This is a genomic window from Azospirillum baldaniorum, from assembly GCF_003119195.2.
Lineage (GTDB): Bacteria > Pseudomonadota > Alphaproteobacteria > Azospirillales > Azospirillaceae > Azospirillum > Azospirillum baldaniorum.
The window spans coordinates 1,993,409-2,015,128 of sequence record NZ_CP022253.1 but is presented as its reverse complement, the minus strand read 5'-3'; the positions used below and the strand labels follow the sequence as shown (position 1 = coordinate 2,015,128).

Sequence of the window (21,720 nt, the reverse complement as noted above, 5' to 3'; positions counted from 1 at the left end):
TCCGTGGATCTTTCCGGCCGGGGCGGGCTGCCCCCCACCGACACCGACCTCGACGTCCGTGCCGTCCGGCCGGGCAGTGACGCGGCGCCGCGCCGCGGGCCGGGCGGGTTGACCGACCTGCTGTTCCTCATGCTCGGCGCCGCCGGCCTGCTGGCCGTGATGATGCCGGAGGAGGGGCGCGACCGGCTGATGCTGCCGCTCGGCGTGATGACGCTGGCAATGGCGGCGCTGGCCGTGCTGTCGGTGCGCCGCGCCCGCGCCGCGGCGGCGGCCCTGGACCGCTCCGCCCGCCTGCTGCGCGCCGCCAACGAGGAACTGGCCGCCAGCCGCCAGCGCTTCCGCGACTTCGCCGAGGCCGCGTCCGACTGGTTCTGGGAAAGCGCCTCCGACCACCGCTACACCTACGTGTCCGAACGGCTGCCGGAGCTTCTCGGCGGCGATCCGGCGCCGGTGTTCGGCGATTCGCTGCTCGACCTCGGCGCGCTGGTCGAGGACACCGACACCTGGCTGGACCATCTGGCTGACATCGAGGCCGGGCGGGCCTTTCGCGACCTGGAAATCACGCTACGCGACGGGGCGGGCGACACCCGTGTCTTCCGCATCAGCGCCCAGCCCTTCACCGACGCGGACGGGCGGTTCGCCGGCTACCGCGGCACCGGCATCGAGACGACCGCGGAGACTCTGGCCCTGGTCGAGGCGCGCTTCATGCAGTCGGTGGTGCACGACGCGCTGTCCAGCATCTCCGAGGGCTTCGTGCTGTTCAGCCCGGACGACCGCCTGATCTTCTGCAACGAGCGCTACCGCAGCGCCTACCCGAATCTGGCCGATGTGCTGGTGCCCGGCACCGCCTTCAAGGACATCCTGCGCGCCGCCGCCGAGCGCGGCGGGTACGAAGGCGACGACCGCGAGATGGCCGACTGGATCGCCGAGCGGATGAAGCGCCACCTGCTGCACACCGATCCGGTGGACGGCCGCCTGTCCGACGGGCGCTGGTATCGCATCAGCGAGCACGCCACCGGCTCCGGCGGCATCGTGAAGATCCTGATGGACATCACCGAGCTGAAGCGGCGCGAGGAGCAGCTCGCCGGCCAGACGGAACGGCTGGAGGCCACCGTCAGCGCGCTCAGCGAGAGCGAGAAGCGCTACCGCCAGCTGGTCGAGCTGGCGCCCTACGGCATCGTCATCTGGGACCGCCGGGCCATCCGCTTCGGCAACGCCGCCGCGGCGTCCATCCTGGGGGTGGGCGGCAGCGGCGGGCTGGAGGGGGTGGACCTCAACCGCTTCATCGTCGAGGCGGAGGCCGTGACGACGCGGCTCGGGATGGGCGCGGAGGGCGACCACCAGCGCGTGGAATGCGCGATCGCCCGCCCGTCGGGCGAGCAGCGCCATGTGGAGATCGGCGCCTTCCCAGCGGTCTACCAGCGGGAGGCGGCGGTTCTTCTGGTGCTGAACGACGTGACCGAGCGCCGCCGTGCGGAGGCGGAGCTTCAGAAGTCGCAAAAGATGGAGGCGGTGGGCCGCATGGCCGGCGGCATCGCCCATGAGTTCAACAACATGCTGACCGCCATCGGCGGTTTCGCCCGGCTGGCCGAGCGGGCGCCGGACGATCCGGCGCGCGTCACCACCTGCGTGCGGGAGATCGCCAAGGCGTCCGACCGGGCGGCCGCGCTGACCGCCCAGCTTCTCGACTTCTCGCGCCGCCGACCGTCGGACGAGACGGAGGTGGTGGCGCTGGCGCCGCTGGTGCGCGACCTGAAGGTCTTCCTGAAGCCGCTGCTGAGCGCCGGCATCGATCTGGACATCCGCATCGGCGACGGGGAAGCGCACGCCGTCGCCAACCCGGTGATGCTGAACCAGGCCATCCTGAACCTCGCCCTCAACGCGCGCGACGCCATGCCGGACGGCGGGCGCCTGACCATCGCGCTGGACAGCGCCCTGCCGGATGCCGGCTTCTTCGGGCGGCACGGCGCGCTGGCGCACGGCCGCTACGCCGTGATCCGCGTCATCGACGAGGGCTGCGGCGTGCCGGAGGCGGTGCGCGACCGCATCTGGGAGCCCTTCTTCACCACCAAGGAGCCGGGCAAGGGCACCGGCCTCGGCCTGTGGATGGTCTACGGCACCGCCCAGCAGGCCGGCGGGGCGGTGGAAATGGAGGCCGGGCCGGACGGGCGCGGCAGCGTCTTCTCCATCCATCTGCCCGCCGTTCCCGCTCCCGCTCCGGCCGGTTCGCTGGCGGACGGGCTGGGGCTGGGCGAGGACGAGGGGGCCGCCATCCTGCTGGTGGACGACGAGGATTCCGTGCGCACCTACGTCCGCTTGGCGCTGGAGGAAGCCGGCTGCACGGTGACGGAGGCGGTGGACGGGCTGGACGCGCTGGAGCGCTGGGACGAATGCGGCGGGCTGTTCGACGCCGTGGTGTCCGACATGTCCATGCCCCGCATGAACGGGCTGGAGCTGAGCCGCGCCCTGGCGGAGCGCAACCCCGATCTGCGCATCCTCTTCCTGACCGGCTACGCGTCCCATGAAACGGCGGCGGACATGACGGCACAGCCGGGCCGCCGGATCGTCATGAAGCCAGTGGCCCCGGACCGCCTGATCGAGGCGGTGCGCGGGCTGCTGGCCGAATGAGACGGGGTTAGGGCATGGCATCGGACCAGAGCATCGCGGACGGCCGGGATAGCGGTCGTGACCTTGACGCGGATGGCGGGAGCGACGCCGTCGTCTGCCGGACCCCGGAGGACTTCTACACCCCGCAGGGCCGCGACAGCATCGGCCGGCATTGCCAGCGCTATTTCGACGAGAACGCGCTGACCCCGACCGAGCTTTTGCATTCCCCCCGCCACCAGCAGAGCCTGTCCAACATCCCGACCTTCGTCGCCATCCTGCAGCAGGCGGAACGGGCGATGGACCGCAAGGGCGCGCTGACCGCCCTGGTCAACGAGGTCGCCCGGGTGACCCGCGAGCGGCTGAAGGACGCCCAGCCGCCGGACCTGACTCCGGCCAGCTACGCCGCGACGGCGGAGCGGCTGATCGCCGCCCGCGACGCCTTCACCGGGCGCTTCATGGTCGATGCGGCGCTGACCACGCACCTGTACCAGGGCCGCAGCTTCGCCGAAAAGGCGCGGCTCCTGCTGGAGCTGGCGGACGGCCTGGAGGACGCCGACGCGCTGGCGCCGCTCGACCGGCTGCTCGGCGAGATCCTGCGCAGCGACACCGGCACCGCCTCCTGCTCCCTGGACGCGCCCTTCGTGGACCGGGTGGACATGATCGTGACGCTGATCGCCGGGGACAAGCCGCTGTCCGACGAGGCGCCACCGGTCTTCAAGGGGCTTGAGACGCTGGTGCGCCGCACGGCCATGCCGGTGCTGAGCGACAGCCTGATCGTCGCGCTGCGCCGCGAGTTGTCGAAGCCCGACCGCTTCACCATCACCAGCGCCGGCGACCTGTTCGGGGTGGAGGCGGTGCAGCGGGAGATCATGGCGCTGAGCCAGGTGTCGCAGCGGCTGCGCACGGGGGAGGGCTATTTCGGCGGTGCCCGGACGGAGGCGGCGCTCCAGCGGCGCAGCGCTCTGCTCGTCAACGAGGACACGCTGCCCGAGATCACCAAGGGGCGGACGCTGATGCAGAAGCTCCGCATCCTGTTCGTCCTGCAAAGGATGCCGCTGTCGCCGAGCGCCGAGCGGGCGGTGAACGGATATCTGACCCAATTCTTCGACGGGCGGGATTTCGCCGGACGCCTGCTCGACTGCTGGAAGGAGAAGACCGAGAAGCTGAAGGGGCTGTCGGAGGTCCAGAAGCTCGTGCTCGACAGCGCCTTTGCGGAGGAAGCCCGCGACCATATGGCCGGGCAGATCGACGAGATCCAGAACGCCTTCATCCGCACCCAGCGTCTGCTGAGCCCCCTCCAGGGCAAGGACGAGCCGAACCCCGACACGGTGCTGGAGATGGTGCGGCTGGCCGGCGACGGCGCCTTCTGCCGCGGCAAGAGCCGGGCGGCGGTCGCCAAGGCGCTGTACCGGCAGGTGCACCGGCCGCGCTTCGTGCGCTCCTTCCTGCTGGGCGCCACGGGCGGCAAGGAGCGCTCGGCCCGCGCCTCCTGGATGCGCGGGGCGCTGGGGGTGATCGGCGTGCCCTTCATCGACCTCGGCGCCATCCGCGTTCTGGTCGTCGACGACGAGGACGGGCCGCGGCACTTCGTCGAATCGGTGCTGCGCGACCTCGGCATCGGCCACATAGACACGGCGTCGGACGGCCAGGAGGCGCTGCTCCGGCTGGCCGGGGACGGCGCGTACGACCTGATCGTCTGCGACTGGATGATGCCGAAGGCCAGCGGCCTGGACGTGCTGCGCCGGGTGCGCGAGGTGCGGCGCGATCTGCCCTTCCTGATGGTGACGGCGCTCGCCACGCTGAAGGCGGTGGAGCGGGCTCTGGCCCACAACGTCAGCGCCTACATCGCCAAGCCCTTCACCCCGGAGCAGCTCGAGGAAAAGGTCTTTCTCGTCCTGACGCAAAAGTCAGCCCCCGGCGCCTGAGCGGAGCAACCAAAACTGGTTGTGGCATTCTTTTGTGTCTCCTTTGAGTTATCTCTTTTCGGACTGAGACATCAAAACATTCTCGACGATTGCTCTGAAGTTGTTCAAATTTCTTTGAACGAGATTAAATAAAACTATTAACAAATGAGTCACGATTGCTTCGATAGCATTCCGGCATGGGAACGCTCACGCGTGCCACCGCCCATCGGCGCCGATTTGTCGGAAAGGTTGTCATGTTCGATAATGTGTCCATCCGCTCGAAGCTTTGGGGGTTGGTGGCTCTGGCGAGCATCGCGTCGGCGGCCATTGTCGGTGCCGGCCTCTGGCTGAATTACCAGCGCATGCACGCCGACCGCGTCCAGTCGCTCCGCTTCATGGTCGAAGCCGCCCACAGCATGGCCGCCGCTTACGAGGCGGAGGCCGCCGCCGGACAGATCACGCAGGAGGAGGCGCAGGCCCGCTTCAAACGGTCGCTTCTCGGCATGCGCTACGGCGGGCAAGAGTATCTGTTCGCGATCACGCTGGACGGCTTCGGTTTCGCCCATCCCAGCCCGAAGCTGATGGGGCAGGACGTGTCCGGCGTGAAGGACACCACGGGCGCGCCGATCCTGATGGACATGGCGCGCATCGCCAAGGCCTCGGGGGAGGGCACCTACGGCTATTTCTGGAACGTCGCCCCGAACAGCAACGAGACGGCGGCGAAGCTGTCCTACATCAAGACCTTCCAGCCCTGGGGCATCTACATCGGGACGGGCGTCTTCATCGACGACATCCGCGGCGCCTTCCTGAGCACGCTGTGGACGGTTCTGGCGGTGGCCGGCCTTCTGGCGGTGCCGGCGGTCTGCCTGATCGCGCTGGTCGGGGTGCGGCTCAGCGCCACCATCCGCAGCCTCAGCGTCCGCATGCACGCTTTGGCGGACGGCGACCTTTCCGTTGCCTTTCCCGAGGCGACCCGCCGCGACGAGATCGGCGCCATGGCCAGCGCCGCCCGCGTGTTCCTGAGCAACGCCGAGGAGAAGAAGCGTCTGAAGGCCGATCAGGCCGCCACGCTGCGCCGCTCGGAGGAGGACAAGCGCCGTACCCTCGCCGGTCTCGCCGAACGCTTCGAGCGGAGCGTCGGCGAGGTGATGAAGTCGGTGTCGCACGAAACCGAGGCGATGGAGCGCGAAGCCCAGGAGATGACCCGCGCCGCCGGGCAGACCGACCGGCTGGCCGGTGCCGTGGCGTCGGCGACGGAGCAGACCTCGGCCAACGTGCAGACGGTCGCGGTGGCGACGGAGCAGCTCTCCGGGTCGGTGGGGGAGATCAGCCGCCGGGTCGCCGACGCCTCGCGCATCGCGCGGGACGCCGCCACCGCGTCGGAGCGCGCCACCGGCAAGGTGACCGGGCTGGCCGAGGCGGTCGGGCGGATCGGCACCGTGGTCAGCCTGATCAACGACATCGCGGCGCAGACCAACCTTCTGGCGCTCAACGCGACCATCGAGGCGGCCCGCGCTGGCGAGGCCGGCAAGGGCTTCGCGGTGGTCGCGGGCGAGGTGAAGAGCCTCGCCAGCCAGACCGCCCGCGCCACCGAGGAGATCGCCGCCCAGGTCGCCGGCGTCCAGTCCGCGACCGGCGAGGCGGTGGCCGAGATCGGCGGGGTGGCGCGGGTGATCGAGCAGGTGAACGGCATCGCCACGATCATCGCGTCGGCGGTGGAGGAGCAGGGGGCGGCCACCCAGGCGATCAGCCGCAACGTCCAGCAGGCCGCCGACGTGACGCGCGACGTGGCGCGCGACATCTCAGGCGTCACCGCCGCCGCCGGGCAGTGCGGGAAGATGGCCTATGCCGTGCTGGAGGCGTCCCGGCAACTGGCCCAGCAGTCGGAAACCCTGAACGGCGAGATCGGCGGCTTCCTGAAGACCCTGCGCACGCAGTGAGCGGCGAAACGGCGGCGTGCCGTGCCGGTCAGTCGGCCGCGGCGCGGACGCCCGTATCGGGAGCCCTTCTCTGTGGTTCCGTCGTCTTCGGCGCCTGCGTCTTCAGCACCGCCGTCTCCACCCAGTCCACGATGTCATGGGCAACCGATTCCCAGCCGGGTTCGAGCATCATGCAGTGCCCCATCGCGGGGTAGAAAATCGGTTCCGTCCGGAAGGCGCGGGCGGTGGCCTCGACCTGGTCCTTGGGGATCAGCCGATCCTCCTCGGCGCCCAGCACGGCCACGGGAACGCCGCGGGCCGGCAGGAGCGGGAAGGGAATCCAGCCGCCGATGTCCAGAAGCACGCGCTGCGATTCCTCCTGCATCAACGGTTCATAGCGCTTGGCCAACTCCAGCGGCACCCGATCGGAGAACATGGCGCGGCGCACCGCCTCCGGTTCGATGCCGTTGGAGAAGGTCATCAGCATGCCCATCTGCTGGAACACGTAGGGGTCGCTCCAGGCCAGGCGCATCGTCGATTCCAGCAGGCCGTGCGGCGGCGCGGAAGCCATCAGGACCGCTCCGGGGAAGCGACGGCGGATCAGCGTCCGCTGGACCACCATGCCGCCCATGGAATGGCCGATCAGCACCGGCGGGGCGGAGCAGGCGTCCGCGGCGGCCAGAACATCCTCGATGTAATCGACGATGCCGAAGCTGTTCAGCCGCTCCCGCCCCTCGCTGGCGCCGTGGCCGCGCAGGGACACGGCGTGCGCCTCCCACCCCCGCTCGGCGAACCAGGGCAGGAAATGCTCGTCCCAGATCCAGCCACCGCAGAAGGCGCCATGGACGAACAGCAGGGGCACGGGCTTGGCCGGTCCAACGGGGCGGTGGCTGAGGATTTCGAGCTGGGGCATGGGCGGTCGGATCCGGACGCTGCGATGCGGTAGGGAAACCAGAGGTAGCCCGCATCGCTCCCGCTGTCGACCCGCGCTCAGCCGTTGGCAGCCTTGAGCAGATGGGTGGTGAACCAGGAGCGCGCGGAATCGGCCACCTGATCCAGTTTCCCCGTCTCCTCGAACAGGCGCCCGGCCCCCGGCACGACCTCCAGCGCCTTGGTGCAGTGCAGCCGGCTGAAGGCGTCGTTGTTGAGGTCCAGCGCCGGCGCGTCCTTGCCGCCGACCACCAGCAGGGTGGGGGCGGCGACGGCGTTCAGCCACTCCTCCGCCAGATCGGGCCGACCGCCGCGGCAGACCACGGCGCCGATGCTGTCGTGCTCCGCGGCGCGACCCGCCGCGATCAGCGCCGACGCCGCTCCGGACCCGGCGCCGAAGAAGCCGATTGGCTTGCGCTCCACCGCGGTGGTCGCGCGCAGGTGGCGGACGGCCAGCAGCAGGTGTTCGGACTGGCGGTGGACATCGAACTGGTTGGCCGGGTCGGCCTTCTCTCCCTCGGTCAGCAGGTCCATCAGCAGCGTGGCGAATCCGGCCTCGCGCAATCGCGCGGCGACGCGGACGTTGCGCGGGCTCTTCCGTCCGCTGGAGGTGCCATGGGCGAAGATCACCGCCGCCGCGAAATCGGCGGGCGCTTCGAACTGGCCCGCAAGGCCGAGCGGTGGAATGTAGAGCGTCGTCTCCATGCGCCTTTCCCCCTTTCGTTGGGCCTTGCCCCGATGAGGTGCCCGGCCGGTGGCTCAACAGGCCGGATGGTCGGTCCGTGCCCGATGGCCTACAGTGACGATCCCGGACCGAATCCAGAGATCGGTATCGTTCCCCGGTGAAGGGAGACCCACCTTTGTCAGACAAGCCCCCCGCCTGCGTCCCGCCCGACGCGCCGCCCACCGCCCCAGTCCTCGACCCCGCCGCGGTCAGGGCGAAGCTCGGCGCCACCGACTATCCGGAGCCGTTCCGCGCGGCGGTTGCCGGGCGCCTGCGCAAGCGGCTGGGCAACCCGCTGGGGATCACCAACTTCGGCGTGAACCTGACCCGGCTGGAGCCGGGCGCCGCCTCCGCCCTGCGGCACTGGCACACCCGCCAGGACGAGTTCGTCTATGTGCTGGACGGCGAGCTGACCCTGGTCACCGACGCCGGCGAGACGGTCCTGCGTCCCGGCATGTGCGCCGGCTTCCCAGCCGGAAAGCCAGACGGGCATCAGCTCGTCAACCGCTCCGACGAACCGGCGACCTACCTGGAGGTCGGCGACCGCAGCGCGGGGGACGAGGCGCATTACCCGGACGAGGATCTGCGCTACGACAGCGTGACGGATCTCTTCACGCATCGCGACGGCACCCCCTGGTGAGGGAGGCGGGGGCGCGGTTCGGCAACCCCATCCGTCAGGGCACCGCCCGTGCGCCCAGAAAGGCCGGCTCCGCCAGAGGGTAGGTGGACCGCCGCAGTCCGGCGATGTGTCGGGCGGCCTGGGCGCATTGGTTGCGCAGTTCGGGCACAGCGGTCATCTCCCAGAAGGGCGGCCGGCTGACCGGGCCGAGCGCGAACAGCCGGTCCGATGCCTGCCCGTCCTCGCCGATCAGGGCGCCGTCCACGGTGACGTCCAGCCCCAGCCGCAGCGGGTCGGGCCGCGCCAGGCCGCGAGTCAGCAGCGCCTTGACCAGCGGATGGGCGATCCGGCTGAAGTCGCACTCGGTGCCGGTGGCGTTGACGATGGCCCCCACCGACCGGGTCCAGACGGTTCCCTCCGCCCCGCGGGCGCGGACGGTCGCCTCCACCCCGTTCGGAACGAGGCTCAGCGTCTGAAGGCGGCCGGCGCGGATGGTCAGCCGCCCGTTGGCGCAGAGGGCGGCGATGCGGGCCGCCACCTCGGGCGCGATGCGGTGGCGGTGGACCTCCCAATAGGGGCGGACGTGGCGCAGGAAGCGCCGCCGTTCCTCGGTCGGCAGGTGGCTCCAGATCAGGTGATGGTAGGGGCGCAGCGCGTCGAAGGCCGACCGCCAGTCGAACCCCGTCTCCCGCGCGCGGCGGACGTCGGCCTTCAGGGCGATCATCACGTCCAACACGGTGCGCGGCATCACCTGCGGGTGGATGAAGCTCTTGAAGGGCCGCGTCTCCTCGTGCGTCTGTGGCAGCAGGCCGCGGCGCGACAGGGCGACGATCGGGCCGCGGTGTCCCTGGTCCTCCAGCGACAGGACGGTGTCCACCATGGTCAGCCCGGTCCCCAGGATCAGCACGGGCGCGTCGGGGGCGATGGTGGCCAGCGCCGGCCAGTCCCAGGGCGAGGCCACGTAGCGGCTGGAGGCGTAGACTTCCGGCGCCGGGACCGGCGGCGGCGAGGGGGCGAAGTTGCCGATGCACAGAACCGCCGTGTCCACCGACAGGCTGGTCCCGTTGCCCAGCCGCAGCCGGGTGCCCCGCGCGTCCGACGCGATGTCCACCGCTTCCGCCTGGGACACGGTGAGCGAGACGTGGGGCGGCGCGGCGGCCATGGCCTCCCGAAGAACGTCCTGGATGTAGGCTCCGTAGCGGGCGCGGGAGACGAAGGCATGGCCGCTGGGCGGCACCGCTCCGGCCTTATCGTCCAGCACCCCTCCGTCCTGCGCCCACAGCCAGCGGAGGAAGTGCCGTGGGTCGTCCGGATAGGCGCTCATGTTGTAGGCGCGCACGTTCAGCAGATGCGTGGCGTTGGGTGTCGAGTAGGCGAGGCCGGCGCCGACGCTGGGCGTGCGCTCGATCAGGTGCAGGCTGGTCGGCTCATCGGCGCGACGCATCAGGTGTGCGGCGAGGACGCTGCCGGTGAAGCCGGCTCCGATGATGGCGATGCGGCGTTTCGAAGGGCGTGCTGACAACGTCGGCGCTCCTCTGCTCTGGCCGTACGAAAGGGGTGGTGAACCGGTGCCGTGGCGCCGGAAGTCCCGGTCGGCCACTGTTCGGTGCAGGATTGTGCAGGTCAACCGCTATTCCGATGTATCGGGGCGCCCCGAACGCCGTTGGCGAATTCATGGTTAACAAGAAATTAACTATAAGCGGAGAGGGTTTCGTACCTTCGAACCATGTACGGCAGAACCGATGCGCGACCATCCCTTCCGACCCGCCCACGCCATTCCGCACGATGTCATTCCGTCCAATGCCGATCAGGCTCCGTCCGCCGCGCGCGAACCCGACGTGCAATTGGCCGCCATGGTGCCGCAGAGCGTCAAGCGCGCCGTCCGCCGCCGCGCCGAGGAGGAGGGGACGACCGTCCGCAGCGTTCTTCTGCGCGCCCTGAAGCACGCCGGGATCGCCGAGGTGGAGGAGTCGGAGATCGCCGACCGCCGCATCGCCGCCGGGGCCGAGCGCTCCGGCGTGTGGAAGGCCACCCGTATCCCCACCCGCGCCCGTTGACGGGAGCATCCCGCATCCCGCACGGTCTTACGGCATCATTTTCCGAAAGCCGTTTTGCATGAGCCTTCTTCACCGCCTGTTGCTGCTCGTCTTCGTGGCGATGATTCCGGCGGCCGTCATCGAGGTGAAGAACGAGTTGGCCCTGCGCGCCGCCCGGGAGGCCGAGGTGGGGCGGGACGCCCTGCACCTCGCCGCGCTGTTCGAGGCGGAACAGCATCGGATGATCGACGGGCTGCGGCAGGTGCTGAGCACGCTGGTGACGGCCGATCCGGTGCGCGCCCCCGGTTCCCCGGCCTGTCAGGCGCTGATGGACGACCTGCGCGCGTCGTATCCCGGTCATCTTGGCATCGTGATCGCCGGGCTGGACGGGGTGGTGCGTTGCGCGACCGATCGCGCCTCGCTGGGAATTTCCATCGCCGACCGCGACTATTTCCGCGACGCGCTGGACAGCGGTCGGATGACCCTGGGCGAACATGTCTTCCGCCGGACGGACGGGCGCTCCGCCATGCCCGTCGCGTTGGGCTTCAAGGACGCGGAGGGGCGGCCGGCCGGCGTCGTGACGGCGATGACCGATATCTCCTGGATCGCCGATTTCCTGTCCCAGCGGCCGCTGTCCGGCAACGCGCGGATCACGCTTGTGGATCGACGCGACCGGGTGGTCGCCCAGGTGCCGCCCCTGCCGAACCAGACGGGGCCAAACCAGACGGGGCCGAACCAGACGGATGGCGGCGTACTGTCCCCATCGGTTATCGCGCTGCTCTCCCGCGAGGACCCTGGCGTCGCCGAAGTGACCGGGCCGGACGGCCGGCCGCGCATCGTCGCCTATCAGCCGACCGGCCGGAGCCTGGACGGCGTCGGCGTCGTGGTCTGTCTCGACAAGGGCGAGGCGCTGGGACCGATCCGCGGCGCGATGCTTCAGGCAATGACCGGCATCGCCATGGTGCTGCTGCTGACGCTGCTCGCCGTCTGGTGGGGCGCCAGCCGGTTCCTGCGGCGGCCGGTGGCGGCGCTGGTCGCGACGGCGGAGCGCTGGAAGGGCGGCGACCTGACGGCGCGCAGCGGCGTGGCGAAGCAGTCGTCCGAACTCGGCACGCTGGCCCGCGCCTTCGACGGCATGGCCGAGGAACTGGCCCGCCAGCAGCAGGTCCGGGAACAGGCCAACGCGCTGGCCCACAAGACGGCCGCCGTTCTGGGCAGCATCACCGACGGCGTGTTCGAGGTGGACCGCCAGTGGCGCATCACCTTCATCAACGAGCGAGCCCGAACGCTGATCGCCGGGGGGCGCGACCTGATTGGCCAGGATCTGTGGGACGTCTTTCCGGAGGTCGCCACCAGCGCCTTCGGCGAGAATTACCGCCGCGCCATGAAGGATCAGACACCCGTCGAGTTCGAGGAGTATTGCACGGCCTTTGAGTCCTGGTTCGCCGTGCGCGCCTTCCCGTCGCCGGACGGGCTGGCCGTCTTCTTCCAGGACACCACCGCCCGCAAGTGGGGGGAGGCCGCGCTGGTTTCGGCCAACCGGGAAAAGAACGCACTGCTGGCGCAGTTGAACAGCCTGCTGCAGAACGCGCCGGTCGGTTTCGCCTTCTTCGACCGTGAGCGCCGCTACATCCGCATCAACGAGCAACTGGCCGACGCCAACGGCATCCTGGCGGAGGCCCACATGGGCCGCACGCTGGCGGACCTGCTTCCCGTCGTGGGCGCCAGCGTCGAGCCGCTGATCGACCGGGTCTTCGACACCGGCGAGCCGATTCCCTACCGGGAGGTGATGGGCGAGACGCCCCGGGAGCCGGGCGTGACGCGCCATTGGCTGATCGCCCTGTTTCCCGTGCATGAGGGGATCGAGGTCGCGGCGGTCGGCGCCGTCGTGATGGAGGTCACCGACCTGCGCCGGGCCGAGACGGCGCGCCGCCAGAGCGACGAACGGTTCCGGTCGGTCTTCGAACTGGCGGCGGTGGGCATCGAGCGGGTGGGGTTGGATGGCCGCATCCTCGACGTCAACGCCAAGATCTGCGACATCGTCGGCTACCCGCGGGAGGAGTTGCTGCGGCGGACCTACCGCGACATCACCGACCCGGCCGATCTGCCGGCGGAGGAACAACTGATTGAGCGGCTGCTGTCCGGAGAATTGGCCAGCTACGCCCTGGAGAAGCGCTACCGCCGCAAGGACGGCGGGGCGGTGTGGGTGCGGGTGACCTCGTCGCTCGCCCGGATCACCGGCACGGAGCCGGCCTACCGCATCACCGTCGCCGAGGACATCACCGAGCGCAAGGCGATGGAGGCCGAGCTGCGTTCCGCCCGCGACGAGGCGGAGCGCGCCAACCTCGCCAAGTCCAAGTTCCTGGCGGCAGCCAGCCACGACCTGCGCCAGCCGCTCCAGTCGCTGTTCTTCTTCGCCGCCGCCCTGTCGGCCCATGTCGGGTCCCCCGCCGGCACCAAGATCCTGACCCATCTGGAGCAGGGGCTGGACGCGTTGAAGGGGCTGCTGGACAGCCTGCTCGACGTGTCGCGCCTCGACGCCGGGGTGGTGACGCCGGTGTTCGAGGATTTCGACATCGGGGAGGTTTTGGACCCCATCCGCGCCGCCTACGCGCCGGTCGCCGCGGGCAAGGGCATCGGCTGGCAGGTGGAGGTCGCCGCCGGGCGGGTGCGCAGCGACCGCACGCTGCTGGGCCGGCTGCTGCGCAATCTGGTCGAGAACGCCATCCGCTACACCGACAGCGGGCTGGTGCGGGTGCAGTGCCGGCCGGACGGGCGCTTCCTGTCGATCGTCATCCAGGACACCGGCATGGGCATTCCCGACGATCATCTGGAGCGCATCTTCGAGGAGTTCCATCAGGTCGGCAACCCGGAGCGGGACCGCAACCAGGGGCTCGGCCTCGGCCTTGCCATTGTACGGCGCCTGTCGCGGCTGCTGGACCATCCGGTGGAGGTGCGTTCCGCGGTGGGCAAGGGCTCGGCCTTCCGGGTTCTGGTGCCGATGGGCGAAACGGTGGTCGCCGCCGCCGCGGGGGCGGGAGGTGCGGCACCGGGAATGGGGCAGGGCCGCCTCGCCGTGCTGGTGGACGACGACGCCATCGTGCTGATGGGGCTTCAGCTGATCCTGACGGAGTGGGGGTATGCGGTGCTGGCGGCGGGCAGCGCCGATCAGGCCATGGAGCGTCTGTCGGCACAGACCCGCGTTCCCGACATCGTGATCGCCGATTACCGGCTGCGCGAGGGGCGGATCGGGACCGAGGTGATCCTGCGTGTGCGCGAGCGCTACGGCAGCGGGGTTCCGGGGGTGATCCTGACCGGGGAGACGGCGCCGGACTGCCTGCTGGACGCCACCGCCCACGGGCTGACGGTGATCCACAAGCCGGTGACCCCCCGTGAACTGGCGGCGGCGGTGGACCAGCAATTGAAGGCCGTGCCGGCGTGAGGCGTGCGCCGGGACCTTATCGCGTAAGGTCCCAGCGCCGGTACCACGCGTTCAGGTCGCGCGCGGAGTCGATCCGGATCTTCGGCAGGTCGGCCTGATCGAAGGTCCGCAGGTTCCGCGCCCGGTTTCTCGGGGTGGTGACGGCGATGTGGCGGATCATTTCCCACTTGATGCTGTCCCGTCGGCCCTCCAGCGCGCCGCGCCGTTCCCGTTCGAACAGGGTTCGGCGGAAGTAGCGCAGCAGGCTGAGCGGCATGGGCACGTCCAGGTAGATCAGGCCCGTCGCCCGCTGGAAACGCTGCGGAATGCAGCGTGAGTAGTTTCCCTCCATGACCCAGCGCTCGCCGGCGATGGCTGCGTCGTGGAGGGCGACGAATTCTTCGGTCGGCCGCGGCTGCCAGTCCGTGTTGGGGGCGTGGTACAGCCGGTCGAGATGGACGACGGGAAAGCCGCGCTGCCGCGCGATCGCTTCGGCAAGCGTGGATTTTCCACTGTTGGACGGCCCGAGAATGCAAATGCGGTGGCCGAGGTCGGAGAGCTGCATGGATTGATACCGTCACAAAACAAAGCCCGGTCGGGCCGCGAGCGTTCGCGGACCGCAACATGGTGCGCATGGGGGTGCGCATGGGGTGGATCGTCACCCGCCCGGCGGTCACTCCGCCTGGACGAGTTCCTTCGCGGCGGGGCGGGGGGCGAGGGCGGCGCGGCCGGCGTCGGTCAGGCGGCAGACCAGCCAGTCGGGCTTCAGCGGGTTGTGGAACCAGCGCTCCGCCCAGCCGGACTTCAGGCAGCTTTCGATGGTCTGGCGCTTGACGCGCTGGCCGTCGCCGTCGAACAGGGGCAGCTTGCCGCCGGGCTGGTCCAGGCCGTTGCGCAGCCACGCCGCCTGCGCCTCGGTGGGGCGGCGTCGGGACGTGGTGCGTCGGGGTGCGGCCATGGTTCGTCGCCTCGGAAGATGTTGCGGCCTGGCTGTTGCGCTCTGGCGGCCTGTGGCAAGATTCGGGCACTCTACATCGAAAGGCTTCGGTCATGGAATTCGTCTTCGCCTACATCACCGCCGGATCGCGGGACGAGGCCCGGCGCATCGGCCGCGCGCTGGTCGAGGAGCGGCTGGCCGCCTGCGCCAACATTTTCGACGGCATGACCTCCATCTACCGCTGGCAGGATGCCATCGAGGAAGCCACGGAAACGGTTCTGATTGCCAAGACGCGGGCGGAGCTGTTCGACCGGCTCACCGCGCGGGTGCGGGAGTTGCACAGCTACGAGGTGCCCTGCGTGGTCGAGCTGAGGGTGGGGCGCGGCAACCCGGCCTATCTGGACTGGCTGCGCGACGAGACCGCCTGAGCCCCGATGCCGGCCGCCGCATGTCGGCCATGACGGCGGCGCATTGGACCGCCTCCGACCCGCGTGCCAGTTTCGCAAGAGTTGCTTTCAAGCGCAAATCATCCGGATGCGGAGAATTTCCATGACCGACACATCGGCGCGGCTGTCGATCGGCTTTTCCTGGATCGGCCACGCGCTGATGCACATCGTGTCGGCCTTGTTCCTGACCGTCGTCCTGGCGCTGGAGCGGGAATGGAAGCTGCCCTACGACGAGCTGATCCGGCTGTGGACGCTCGGCGCGCTGATGATCGGCGTCGGCGCGCCGCTGGCCGGCTGGCTGGGCGACCGCTGGAGCGAATGCCGGATGATGGCGGTCTTCTTCCTGCTGACCGGGGCGGGGACCATCGCCTGCGGCCTGACCGACGGCCCGGAGGCTCTGCTGTGGGCGCTGGCGGTGCTCGGGCTCGGCTCCTCCATCTACCACCCGGTGGGCATGGCCTGGATGGTCAAGAACGCCACCAACCGCGGCAAGGCGCTGGGCTACCAGGGCATCTTCGGCACCATCGGCATCGCCTCGGCGGCGGTGGTGGCCGGCGGTCTGACCGAATGGCTGGGATGGCGCTCCGCCTTCCTGATTCCGGGTGCGGTCTGCCTGGGGCTGGGCGTCGTTCTGGCCCTGCTGATCGCCACGGGCAAGGTCGAGGACCGCCAGGGCGACGTGAAGCCGATCCCCAAGGCCTCGCGCGGCGACGTGATCCGCGCCTTCTTCGTGCTGTCGGTGACGATGGTCTGCGCCGGGCTGATGTTCAACGCCATGCAGGTGGTGCTGCCGAAGCTGTTCGAGGCGCGGCTGAGCGACCTGCTGGGCGGCAGCACGCTGGGCGTCGGCGGCGTGGTGACGGCGGTCTATCTGTTCGCCGCCCTGCCGCAGCTCATCGGCGGGCATCTGGCGGACAAGTACCCGCTGAAGCGCATCTACACCCTGTGCCTGCTGGTCCAGGTGCCGATGATGGCGGCGGTGGCGGTCCTGGCCGATCTGCCGCTGGTCGGTGCGGCGGCTCTGGTCGTCGTCGCCTCCCAGGTGCAGATCCCGGCGGAGAATCTTCTGCTCGCCCGCTACACCCCGGAAAAGCACCGCGGGCTGGCCTATGGGGCCAAGTTCATCCTGTCCTTCGGCGCCGGCCCGTTGGCCGTGCAACTCGTCGCCCTGGTCTATGAGCGGACGGGCGAATTCGTCATGCTCTACATCACGCTGTCGGTGCTTGCGCTGGTCGCCTTCGCGGCGGCGCTGCTGCTGCCGCGCGACCGGGACGTTCCGGCCAAGCCCGCCGCCGCGCCGATGGCGGCGGCGGAGTGACGCCTCACATCTGGTCCGGCAGGCTGGGGTAGGGCGCGTCGCCGGGCAGGTCGGCGACCACCGTCCGCCCTTTCCAGGTCAGGAGCCACGCGTCGCCGACCCCGGCGGCGCGGATCTCGGCCAAGCGGCGCAGGGCGGTTGGGCGGTCCTCCGGCGGTAGGACGAGGCGGTGGATGCGCCGACCGTGCACGTCGGCCGCCACGATGTCGGCCTCCGGATGGCCCAACCGCGCGCGCTGGGCTTCTGCCTGCCCACGCTTGGAAAAGCTGCCCGCCACCACGAGGAAGCGCCGTTCGGCGGCACGCGGCATCGGCGGCATCGGCGGCATCGGCGGCAGCGCGGCGATCTCCACCTCCGCCGTCACGGGGAGCGGCGCGGGCGGGGCGGGGGCGGGTGATGGTTCGGTTTCCGGAAGGGGGATCGGTACGCTCTCGGCGCTGCGGACCACCGGCACAATCACCGGCCTGCAGACATAGCCTTGGCTCAGGACACGGAAGGTCGCGCAATCCTGCTGCAGCATCGCCGACAGCATGTGGTCGGTGCTGCTCTTGTTGGTTCCGACATACAGCATCCCGTCCACCGCGAAGGACGCGGCGGTCATCGCCACCGGCGCTCCCGCGCAGCCGCCCAGCCCCAGCACCGCGACCGCCGCCACCCCCCGCCTGAGCCGTCCGCTCATGCTCCGCTTCCCCACCCTGTTCGCGTCAGGGTCGGTGCTATGACCTGCGGCGGTCAATGGAACGGCCAGCGCTCAGCCCTTCGCGTCATGTCTACCTCTTGCGGGGTACCCCTCCGCCCGCCGGGCCGGACGCCGCAGCGGGCGGAGGGGAGCCGGCATCAGGCGGCCGACAGCGCGCGGTCGAGGTCGGCGATGATGTCCTCCACGCTCTCCAGGCCGATTGACAGGCGCAGCACGTCCGGGCCGGCGCCCGCCTGGGCCTGACCTTCGGGCGACAGCTGACGGTGCGTGGTCGAGGAGGGGTGGATGATCAGCGACCGGCTGTCACCGATGTTGGCGAGATGGCTGAGGAGCTGGACGTTCTCCACCACCTTCACCCCGGTGTCGAAGCCGCCCTTGACGCCGAAGGTCAGCACGGCGCCGGCACCCTTCGGCAGGTACTTCTTGGCGAGCGCGTTGTACTTGGACGATTCCAGTCCGGCGTAGCTGACCCAGCCCACCGCCGGGTGGCTTTCCAGGAACTGCGCGACTTTCAGGGCGCTGTCGCTGTGGCGCTGCATGCGCAGCGGCAGCGTCTCGATGCCGTTCAGCGTCAGGAAGGCGTTCAGCGGCGCCTGGCTCGGCCCGAGGTCGCGCAGGCCGACGGCGTGGCCGTGGATGGTGAAGGCCAGATGACCGAAGGTCTCCTGGAACTTCAGCCCGTGATAGCCGGCGTCCGGCTCCGACAGGGCGGGGAACTTGCCGGACTTGCCCCAGTCGAAGCTGCCGCTGTCGATGACCACGCCGCCGACCGAGGTGCCGTTGCCGGACAGGAACTTCGTGGTCGAATGCACGACCAGCGTGGCGCCCCACTGGATCGGGTTGATCAGGTACGGGGTCGCCAGCGTGTTGTCGACGATCAGCGGAATGCCGGCCTCGTCGGCGATCTTCGCGATGGCCTCCAGGTCGGTGACCACGCCGCCGGGGTTGGCGAGGCTTTCCACGAAGATGGCCTTGGTCTTCGCGGTGATGGCGGCGCGGACGTTCTCCGGCTGGTCGGTGTCCACGAAGACGGACTTCCAGCCGAAGGCGCGCGGGAAGCTGGTGCCGAGCTGGTTGAGCGTGCCGCCGTAGAGCTTGCGCGAGGCGACGATCTCGTCGCCCGGCTCCATCAGCGGGAACAGGGCGAGCAGCTGCGCGGCGTGGCCGGAGGAGGTGGCCGTGGCACCGGCGCCGCCTTCCAGGTTGGCGAGCCGCTCCTCCAGCACCGACACGGTCGGGTTGGTCAGGCGGGAGTAGATGAAGCCGACCTTCTGGAGGTTGAACAGCGACGCCGCGTCGTCCACGTCGTCGAAGACGAAGCTGGTCGTCTGGTAGATCGGCGTCTGGCGCGCCCCGGTGGCGGGGTCGGGGGCGGCGCCGGCGTGGATGGCGCGGGTTTCGAAACCGAAGGACTTCTGCTCGCTCATGATGGCTTCCTCTGCTTTTTACATCAGTTTTTTGAAGGATTTGGCCGGTGCGGCCTTCTTGGACGTCAGGATGTTGGAGTTGACGCCGATGCGCCCGATCTCGTGGAACAGGCGCTGAAGCTCGATCTTGGGACAGCGGTTCATGATGACGGTCAGCCCCGCCGCCTCGGCCCGCGCCGCCGCCTCGTCGTTGCGCACGCCGAGCTGCATCCACACCACCTTGGCGCCGATGGCGATGGCCTCGTCGGTCACCCCTCCGGCGGCTGTGGCGTTGCGGAAGACATCCACCATGTCGGGCGGCTCCGGCAGCTCCGACAGGCTGGCGTGGACGCGTTCGCCAAGGATGGTCTGGCCGGCCAGCTTCGGGTTGATGGGGATGACCCGGTAGCCCTTGTCGCGCAGGTACTTCAGCACGATGAAGCTGGCCTTCACCGGGTCGTTCGACGCGCCGACCAGGGCGATGGTCTTCACCCGATCCAGAACGCCGCGGATGAACTCGTCGCTGTAGCCGTCGTGCGAGGGGGCGGGGCCGCTCATTGGCCGCACCACACCGGAGGGCGCTTCTGCAGGAAGGCGTCAATGCCCTCCTCGGCGTCGCGGGCCAGCATGTTCTCGGTCATCACGCGGGCGGCGTAGGCGTAGGCCTCCTCCACGTCCAGCTCGATCTGGCGGTAGAAGGCCTCCTTGCCGATGGCGAGAGTCAGCGGCGACTTCGCGGCGATCTTGCCGGCGGCCTCCGTCACCACGGCGTCGAGCCGGTCGGCCGGCACAGCGCGGTTGACGAGGCCGATGCGCACCGCTTCCTCGGCGCCGATCAGGTCGCCGAGCAGAAGCATTTCCATAGCCGCCTTGCGCCCCACGGCGCGGCTCAGCGCCACCATGGGGGTGGAGCAGAACAGGCCGATGTTCACGCCCGGCGTGGCGAATCGCGCCGTGTCGGCGCAATAGGCGAGGTCGCAGGTGGCGACGAGCTGGCACCCCGCCGCCGTGGCGATGCCGTGGACCTTGGCGATCACCGGCTGGCGGATGCGGCTGACCGTCAGCATCAGTTTGGAGCACTGGACGAACAGCGATTCATAGGCCGCGCGGTCCGGATTGGCGCGCATCTCCTTGAGGTCGTGCCCGGCGCAGAAGGCCGGCCCGGCCCCGGCCAGCACCACGGCGCGGACCGTGGAGTCCTGGTGGATGGTGTCCAGCTCCGCCTGCAGCGCGCCCATCAGCCCGACGGACAGGGCGTTGCGCGCCTGCGGGCGGTTCAGCGTCAGGGTGGCGACTCCGTCGCGGTCCTCGCGGAGAACCAGCGGCGCGTCGTCGCCGATGAGGGGCGGGGTGTCGTTCATCGCTGTCCAATCCTCCCGGATGTTTTGATCGTTGGCGGGAACAGTACCCCGACCGCCCCCGCCACGGAACCGGGCGTGTGGTCCGTTCATCTAACGGTGCCAAGGCGGACAACTCAACCTATTTGTTGATAACGTTTGTAGATTTAATGCCGTTTGGCCTCGGATGGTTGTGTAAAATAGACGGCACCGCGATGCGCTTGGCGGGCCGGGGAATGTCCGCCATGATCGGGCCTCCATAAGAAAATCCATGGGTGAGGGAATGAGCGCGCCGGTCGTGTCCGCCGAGGAACTGGAAGCCCTGATTCGCGAGGGCGTGCCGCTGGTCGGCAATTATGGAATCACCATCGAGCAACTTGGCGCCGGGACCGTGCGCATGAAGCTGCCCTACAACGACAGCTTCGTCCGTCCCGGCGGCACGGTGACCGGGCCGGCGATGTTCGGCTTGGCCGACGTGGCGCTCTACGCCGCCGTGCTCAGCCTGATCGGGCGGGTGGAACTGGCGGTGACCACCAGCATGACCATCAACTTCCTGCGCCGTCCGGCGCCGGTCGCCATCACCGCCAATTGCCGGATCCTGAAGATGGGCAAGCGGCTGGCCTATGGCGAAGTCCTGCTGTTCTCCGAGGGCGATCCGGAGCCCGTCGCCCACGCCACCGGCACCTACTCGATTCCGCCGCACGACCCGGTGACGCTCGCGGTATCAGGATACCACGATCCGGAAATGTCCTGAAAACACCAATGATATCAATGTCTTTGCTTTCACGGTAAAATGATACCGTGCTCGTAGGGCTTTGATATGAAACGGATATTTTTCCGTTGACAGAGTACCCCTGCGCTGCGTACAAAACCGGCCGCTTCGGCGCCCCGGGGATTGAACGTCCAGTTTCGGTGGCCCGCCGATCCACGTTTAGTCAACGAGTGTGGCGATGAAGACCTTCAATCTGAAGCCGACCGACATCGAGAAGAAGTGGTACGTCGTCGATGCCGACGGCCTCGTTCTCGGCCGGCTTGCCAGCATCCTGGCGAACATCCTGCGCGGCAAGAACAAGCCGACCTTCACCCCGCACATGGATTGCGGCGACCATGTCGTCGTGATCAACGCGGAGAAGGTCAAGCTGACCGGCAACAAGCGCCAGGACGACATCTTCTACTGGCACACCGGTTATCCGGGCGGCATCAAGGGCCGTTCCAAGGGCCAGATCCTGGATGGCAAGTACCCGGAGCGCGTGATCGAGAAGGCCGTGGAGCGCATGGTTCCGCGCGGTCCGCTCGGCCGCAAGGTGATGACCCACCTGAAGGTCTACAAGGGCGCCGCCCACCCGCACGAGGCGCAGCAGCCGGTCGCTCTCGACGTTGCGGCCATGAACCCGAAGAATAAGCGGAGCGCGTAAT

The 21,720-nt window shown here is 69.4% G+C and carries 19 protein-coding genes; 10 read left to right on the top strand and 9 right to left on the bottom strand.

The window, feature by feature from the left end; genetic code table 11:
- Positions 1-3 precede the first annotated feature (3 nt).
- The 3 genes from Sp245p_RS09530 (at position 4) to Sp245p_RS09520 (ending at position 6,451) form a co-directional block, all read left to right on the top strand.
- Positions 4-2,628: a hybrid sensor histidine kinase/response regulator gene (locus tag Sp245p_RS09530; RefSeq protein ID WP_246119754.1), complete on the top strand. Its 2,625-nt coding sequence runs from the start codon at positions 4-6 to the stop codon at positions 2,626-2,628.
- 14 nt (positions 2,629-2,642) lie between these two features.
- Positions 2,643-4,532, top strand: a complete 1,890-nt coding sequence (locus tag Sp245p_RS09525; RefSeq protein WP_051657866.1) for a response regulator — start codon at positions 2,643-2,645, stop codon at positions 4,530-4,532.
- A 233-nt stretch (positions 4,533-4,765) separates the two neighbouring features.
- The gene (locus Sp245p_RS09520; protein ID WP_014240230.1) at positions 4,766-6,451 is read left to right on the top strand and encodes a methyl-accepting chemotaxis protein; all 1,686 of its coding nucleotides are present in this window, start codon (positions 4,766-4,768) and stop codon (positions 6,449-6,451) included.
- Positions 6,452-6,479: 28 nt separating this feature from the next.
- Here the strand turns inward: Sp245p_RS09520 and Sp245p_RS09515 are convergent, their stop codons facing one another.
- Both Sp245p_RS09515 and Sp245p_RS09510 read right to left on the bottom strand, forming a co-directional pair.
- Positions 6,480-7,343 (bottom strand): alpha/beta hydrolase, encoded by an 864-nt coding sequence (locus Sp245p_RS09515; RefSeq protein WP_014240231.1) that lies wholly within the window; start codon positions 7,341-7,343, stop codon positions 6,480-6,482.
- Positions 7,344-7,420: 77 nt separating this feature from the next.
- On the bottom strand, positions 7,421-8,065 hold the full coding sequence (locus tag Sp245p_RS09510; protein WP_014240232.1) for a dienelactone hydrolase family protein: 645 nt from the start codon (positions 8,063-8,065) through the stop codon (positions 7,421-7,423).
- A 155-nt stretch (positions 8,066-8,220) separates the two neighbouring features.
- Between Sp245p_RS09510 and Sp245p_RS09505 the strand changes: the two genes are divergently transcribed.
- Entirely contained in the window at positions 8,221-8,724 is a 504-nt protein-coding gene (locus Sp245p_RS09505) for a cupin domain-containing protein (RefSeq protein ID WP_014240233.1), read from the top strand.
- A gap of 34 nt (positions 8,725-8,758) precedes the next feature.
- On the opposite strand, the gene Sp245p_RS09500 is transcribed toward Sp245p_RS09505, so the two are convergent.
- A complete protein-coding gene (locus tag Sp245p_RS09500) occupies positions 8,759-10,225 on the bottom strand; it encodes an FAD/NAD(P)-binding protein (protein ID WP_014240234.1) in 1,467 nt (488 codons plus the stop codon).
- A 220-nt stretch (positions 10,226-10,445) separates the two neighbouring features.
- Here Sp245p_RS09500 and Sp245p_RS09495 point away from each other — a divergent pair, with 220 nt between their 5' ends.
- Together Sp245p_RS09495 and Sp245p_RS09490 are read left to right on the top strand one after the other, a co-directional pair.
- Positions 10,446-10,760, top strand: a complete 315-nt coding sequence (locus tag Sp245p_RS09495) for a hypothetical protein (RefSeq protein WP_014240236.1) — start codon at positions 10,446-10,448, stop codon at positions 10,758-10,760.
- A 58-nt stretch (positions 10,761-10,818) separates the two neighbouring features.
- The gene (locus Sp245p_RS09490; protein WP_014240237.1) at positions 10,819-14,181 is read left to right on the top strand and encodes a PAS domain-containing protein; all 3,363 of its coding nucleotides are present in this window, start codon (positions 10,819-10,821) and stop codon (positions 14,179-14,181) included.
- Between the two features lie 16 nt (positions 14,182-14,197).
- On the opposite strand, the gene Sp245p_RS09485 is transcribed toward Sp245p_RS09490, so the two are convergent.
- Positions 14,198-14,725, bottom strand: a complete 528-nt coding sequence (locus tag Sp245p_RS09485; RefSeq protein WP_103041004.1) for an isopentenyl transferase family protein — start codon at positions 14,723-14,725, stop codon at positions 14,198-14,200.
- A 108-nt stretch (positions 14,726-14,833) separates the two neighbouring features.
- Positions 14,834-15,118, bottom strand: coding sequence for a hypothetical protein (locus Sp245p_RS09480; RefSeq protein ID WP_014240238.1), 285 nt, complete (start codon positions 15,116-15,118; stop codon positions 14,834-14,836).
- A gap of 92 nt (positions 15,119-15,210) precedes the next feature.
- Between Sp245p_RS09480 and cutA the strand changes: the two genes are divergently transcribed.
- Together cutA and Sp245p_RS09470 are read left to right on the top strand one after the other, a co-directional pair.
- A complete protein-coding gene (gene cutA, locus Sp245p_RS09475; RefSeq protein ID WP_014240239.1) occupies positions 15,211-15,525 on the top strand; it encodes a divalent-cation tolerance protein CutA in 315 nt (104 codons plus the stop codon).
- 121 nt (positions 15,526-15,646) lie between these two features.
- Positions 15,647-16,861 (top strand): MFS transporter, encoded by a 1,215-nt coding sequence (locus Sp245p_RS09470; RefSeq protein ID WP_014240240.1) that lies wholly within the window; start codon positions 15,647-15,649, stop codon positions 16,859-16,861.
- A gap of 4 nt (positions 16,862-16,865) precedes the next feature.
- Here Sp245p_RS09470 and Sp245p_RS09465 read toward each other — a convergent pair whose 3' ends face one another.
- The 4 genes from Sp245p_RS09465 to Sp245p_RS09450 all read right to left on the bottom strand — a co-directional run bounded on the left by Sp245p_RS09465 (position 16,866) and on the right by Sp245p_RS09450 (position 20,328).
- Positions 16,866-17,540, bottom strand: a complete 675-nt coding sequence (locus tag Sp245p_RS09465) for an SPOR domain-containing protein (RefSeq protein ID WP_014240241.1) — start codon at positions 17,538-17,540, stop codon at positions 16,866-16,868.
- A 158-nt stretch (positions 17,541-17,698) separates the two neighbouring features.
- Positions 17,699-18,988 (bottom strand): O-acetylhomoserine aminocarboxypropyltransferase, encoded by a 1,290-nt coding sequence (locus Sp245p_RS09460; RefSeq protein WP_014240242.1) that lies wholly within the window; start codon positions 18,986-18,988, stop codon positions 17,699-17,701.
- Positions 18,989-19,006: 18 nt separating this feature from the next.
- Positions 19,007-19,525 carry a CoA-binding protein gene (locus Sp245p_RS09455; protein WP_014240243.1) on the bottom strand — a complete coding sequence of 173 codons (519 nt, stop codon included), beginning with the start codon at positions 19,523-19,525 and terminating at the stop codon, positions 19,007-19,009.
- Positions 19,522-20,328, bottom strand: a complete 807-nt coding sequence (locus tag Sp245p_RS09450) for an enoyl-CoA hydratase (RefSeq protein ID WP_014240244.1) — start codon at positions 20,326-20,328, stop codon at positions 19,522-19,524. The genes Sp245p_RS09455 and Sp245p_RS09450 overlap by 4 nt, the downstream gene beginning before the upstream one ends.
- A 259-nt stretch (positions 20,329-20,587) precedes the next feature.
- Here Sp245p_RS09450 and Sp245p_RS09445 point away from each other — a divergent pair, with 259 nt between their 5' ends.
- Together Sp245p_RS09445 and rplM are read left to right on the top strand one after the other, a co-directional pair.
- Positions 20,588-21,058 (top strand): PaaI family thioesterase, encoded by a 471-nt coding sequence (locus Sp245p_RS09445; protein ID WP_014240246.1) that lies wholly within the window; start codon positions 20,588-20,590, stop codon positions 21,056-21,058.
- A 196-nt stretch (positions 21,059-21,254) separates the two neighbouring features.
- Positions 21,255-21,719 carry a 50S ribosomal protein L13 gene (gene rplM / locus Sp245p_RS09440; protein WP_014240247.1) on the top strand — a complete coding sequence of 155 codons (465 nt, stop codon included), beginning with the start codon at positions 21,255-21,257 and terminating at the stop codon, positions 21,717-21,719.
- Position 21,720 lies beyond the last annotated feature (1 nt).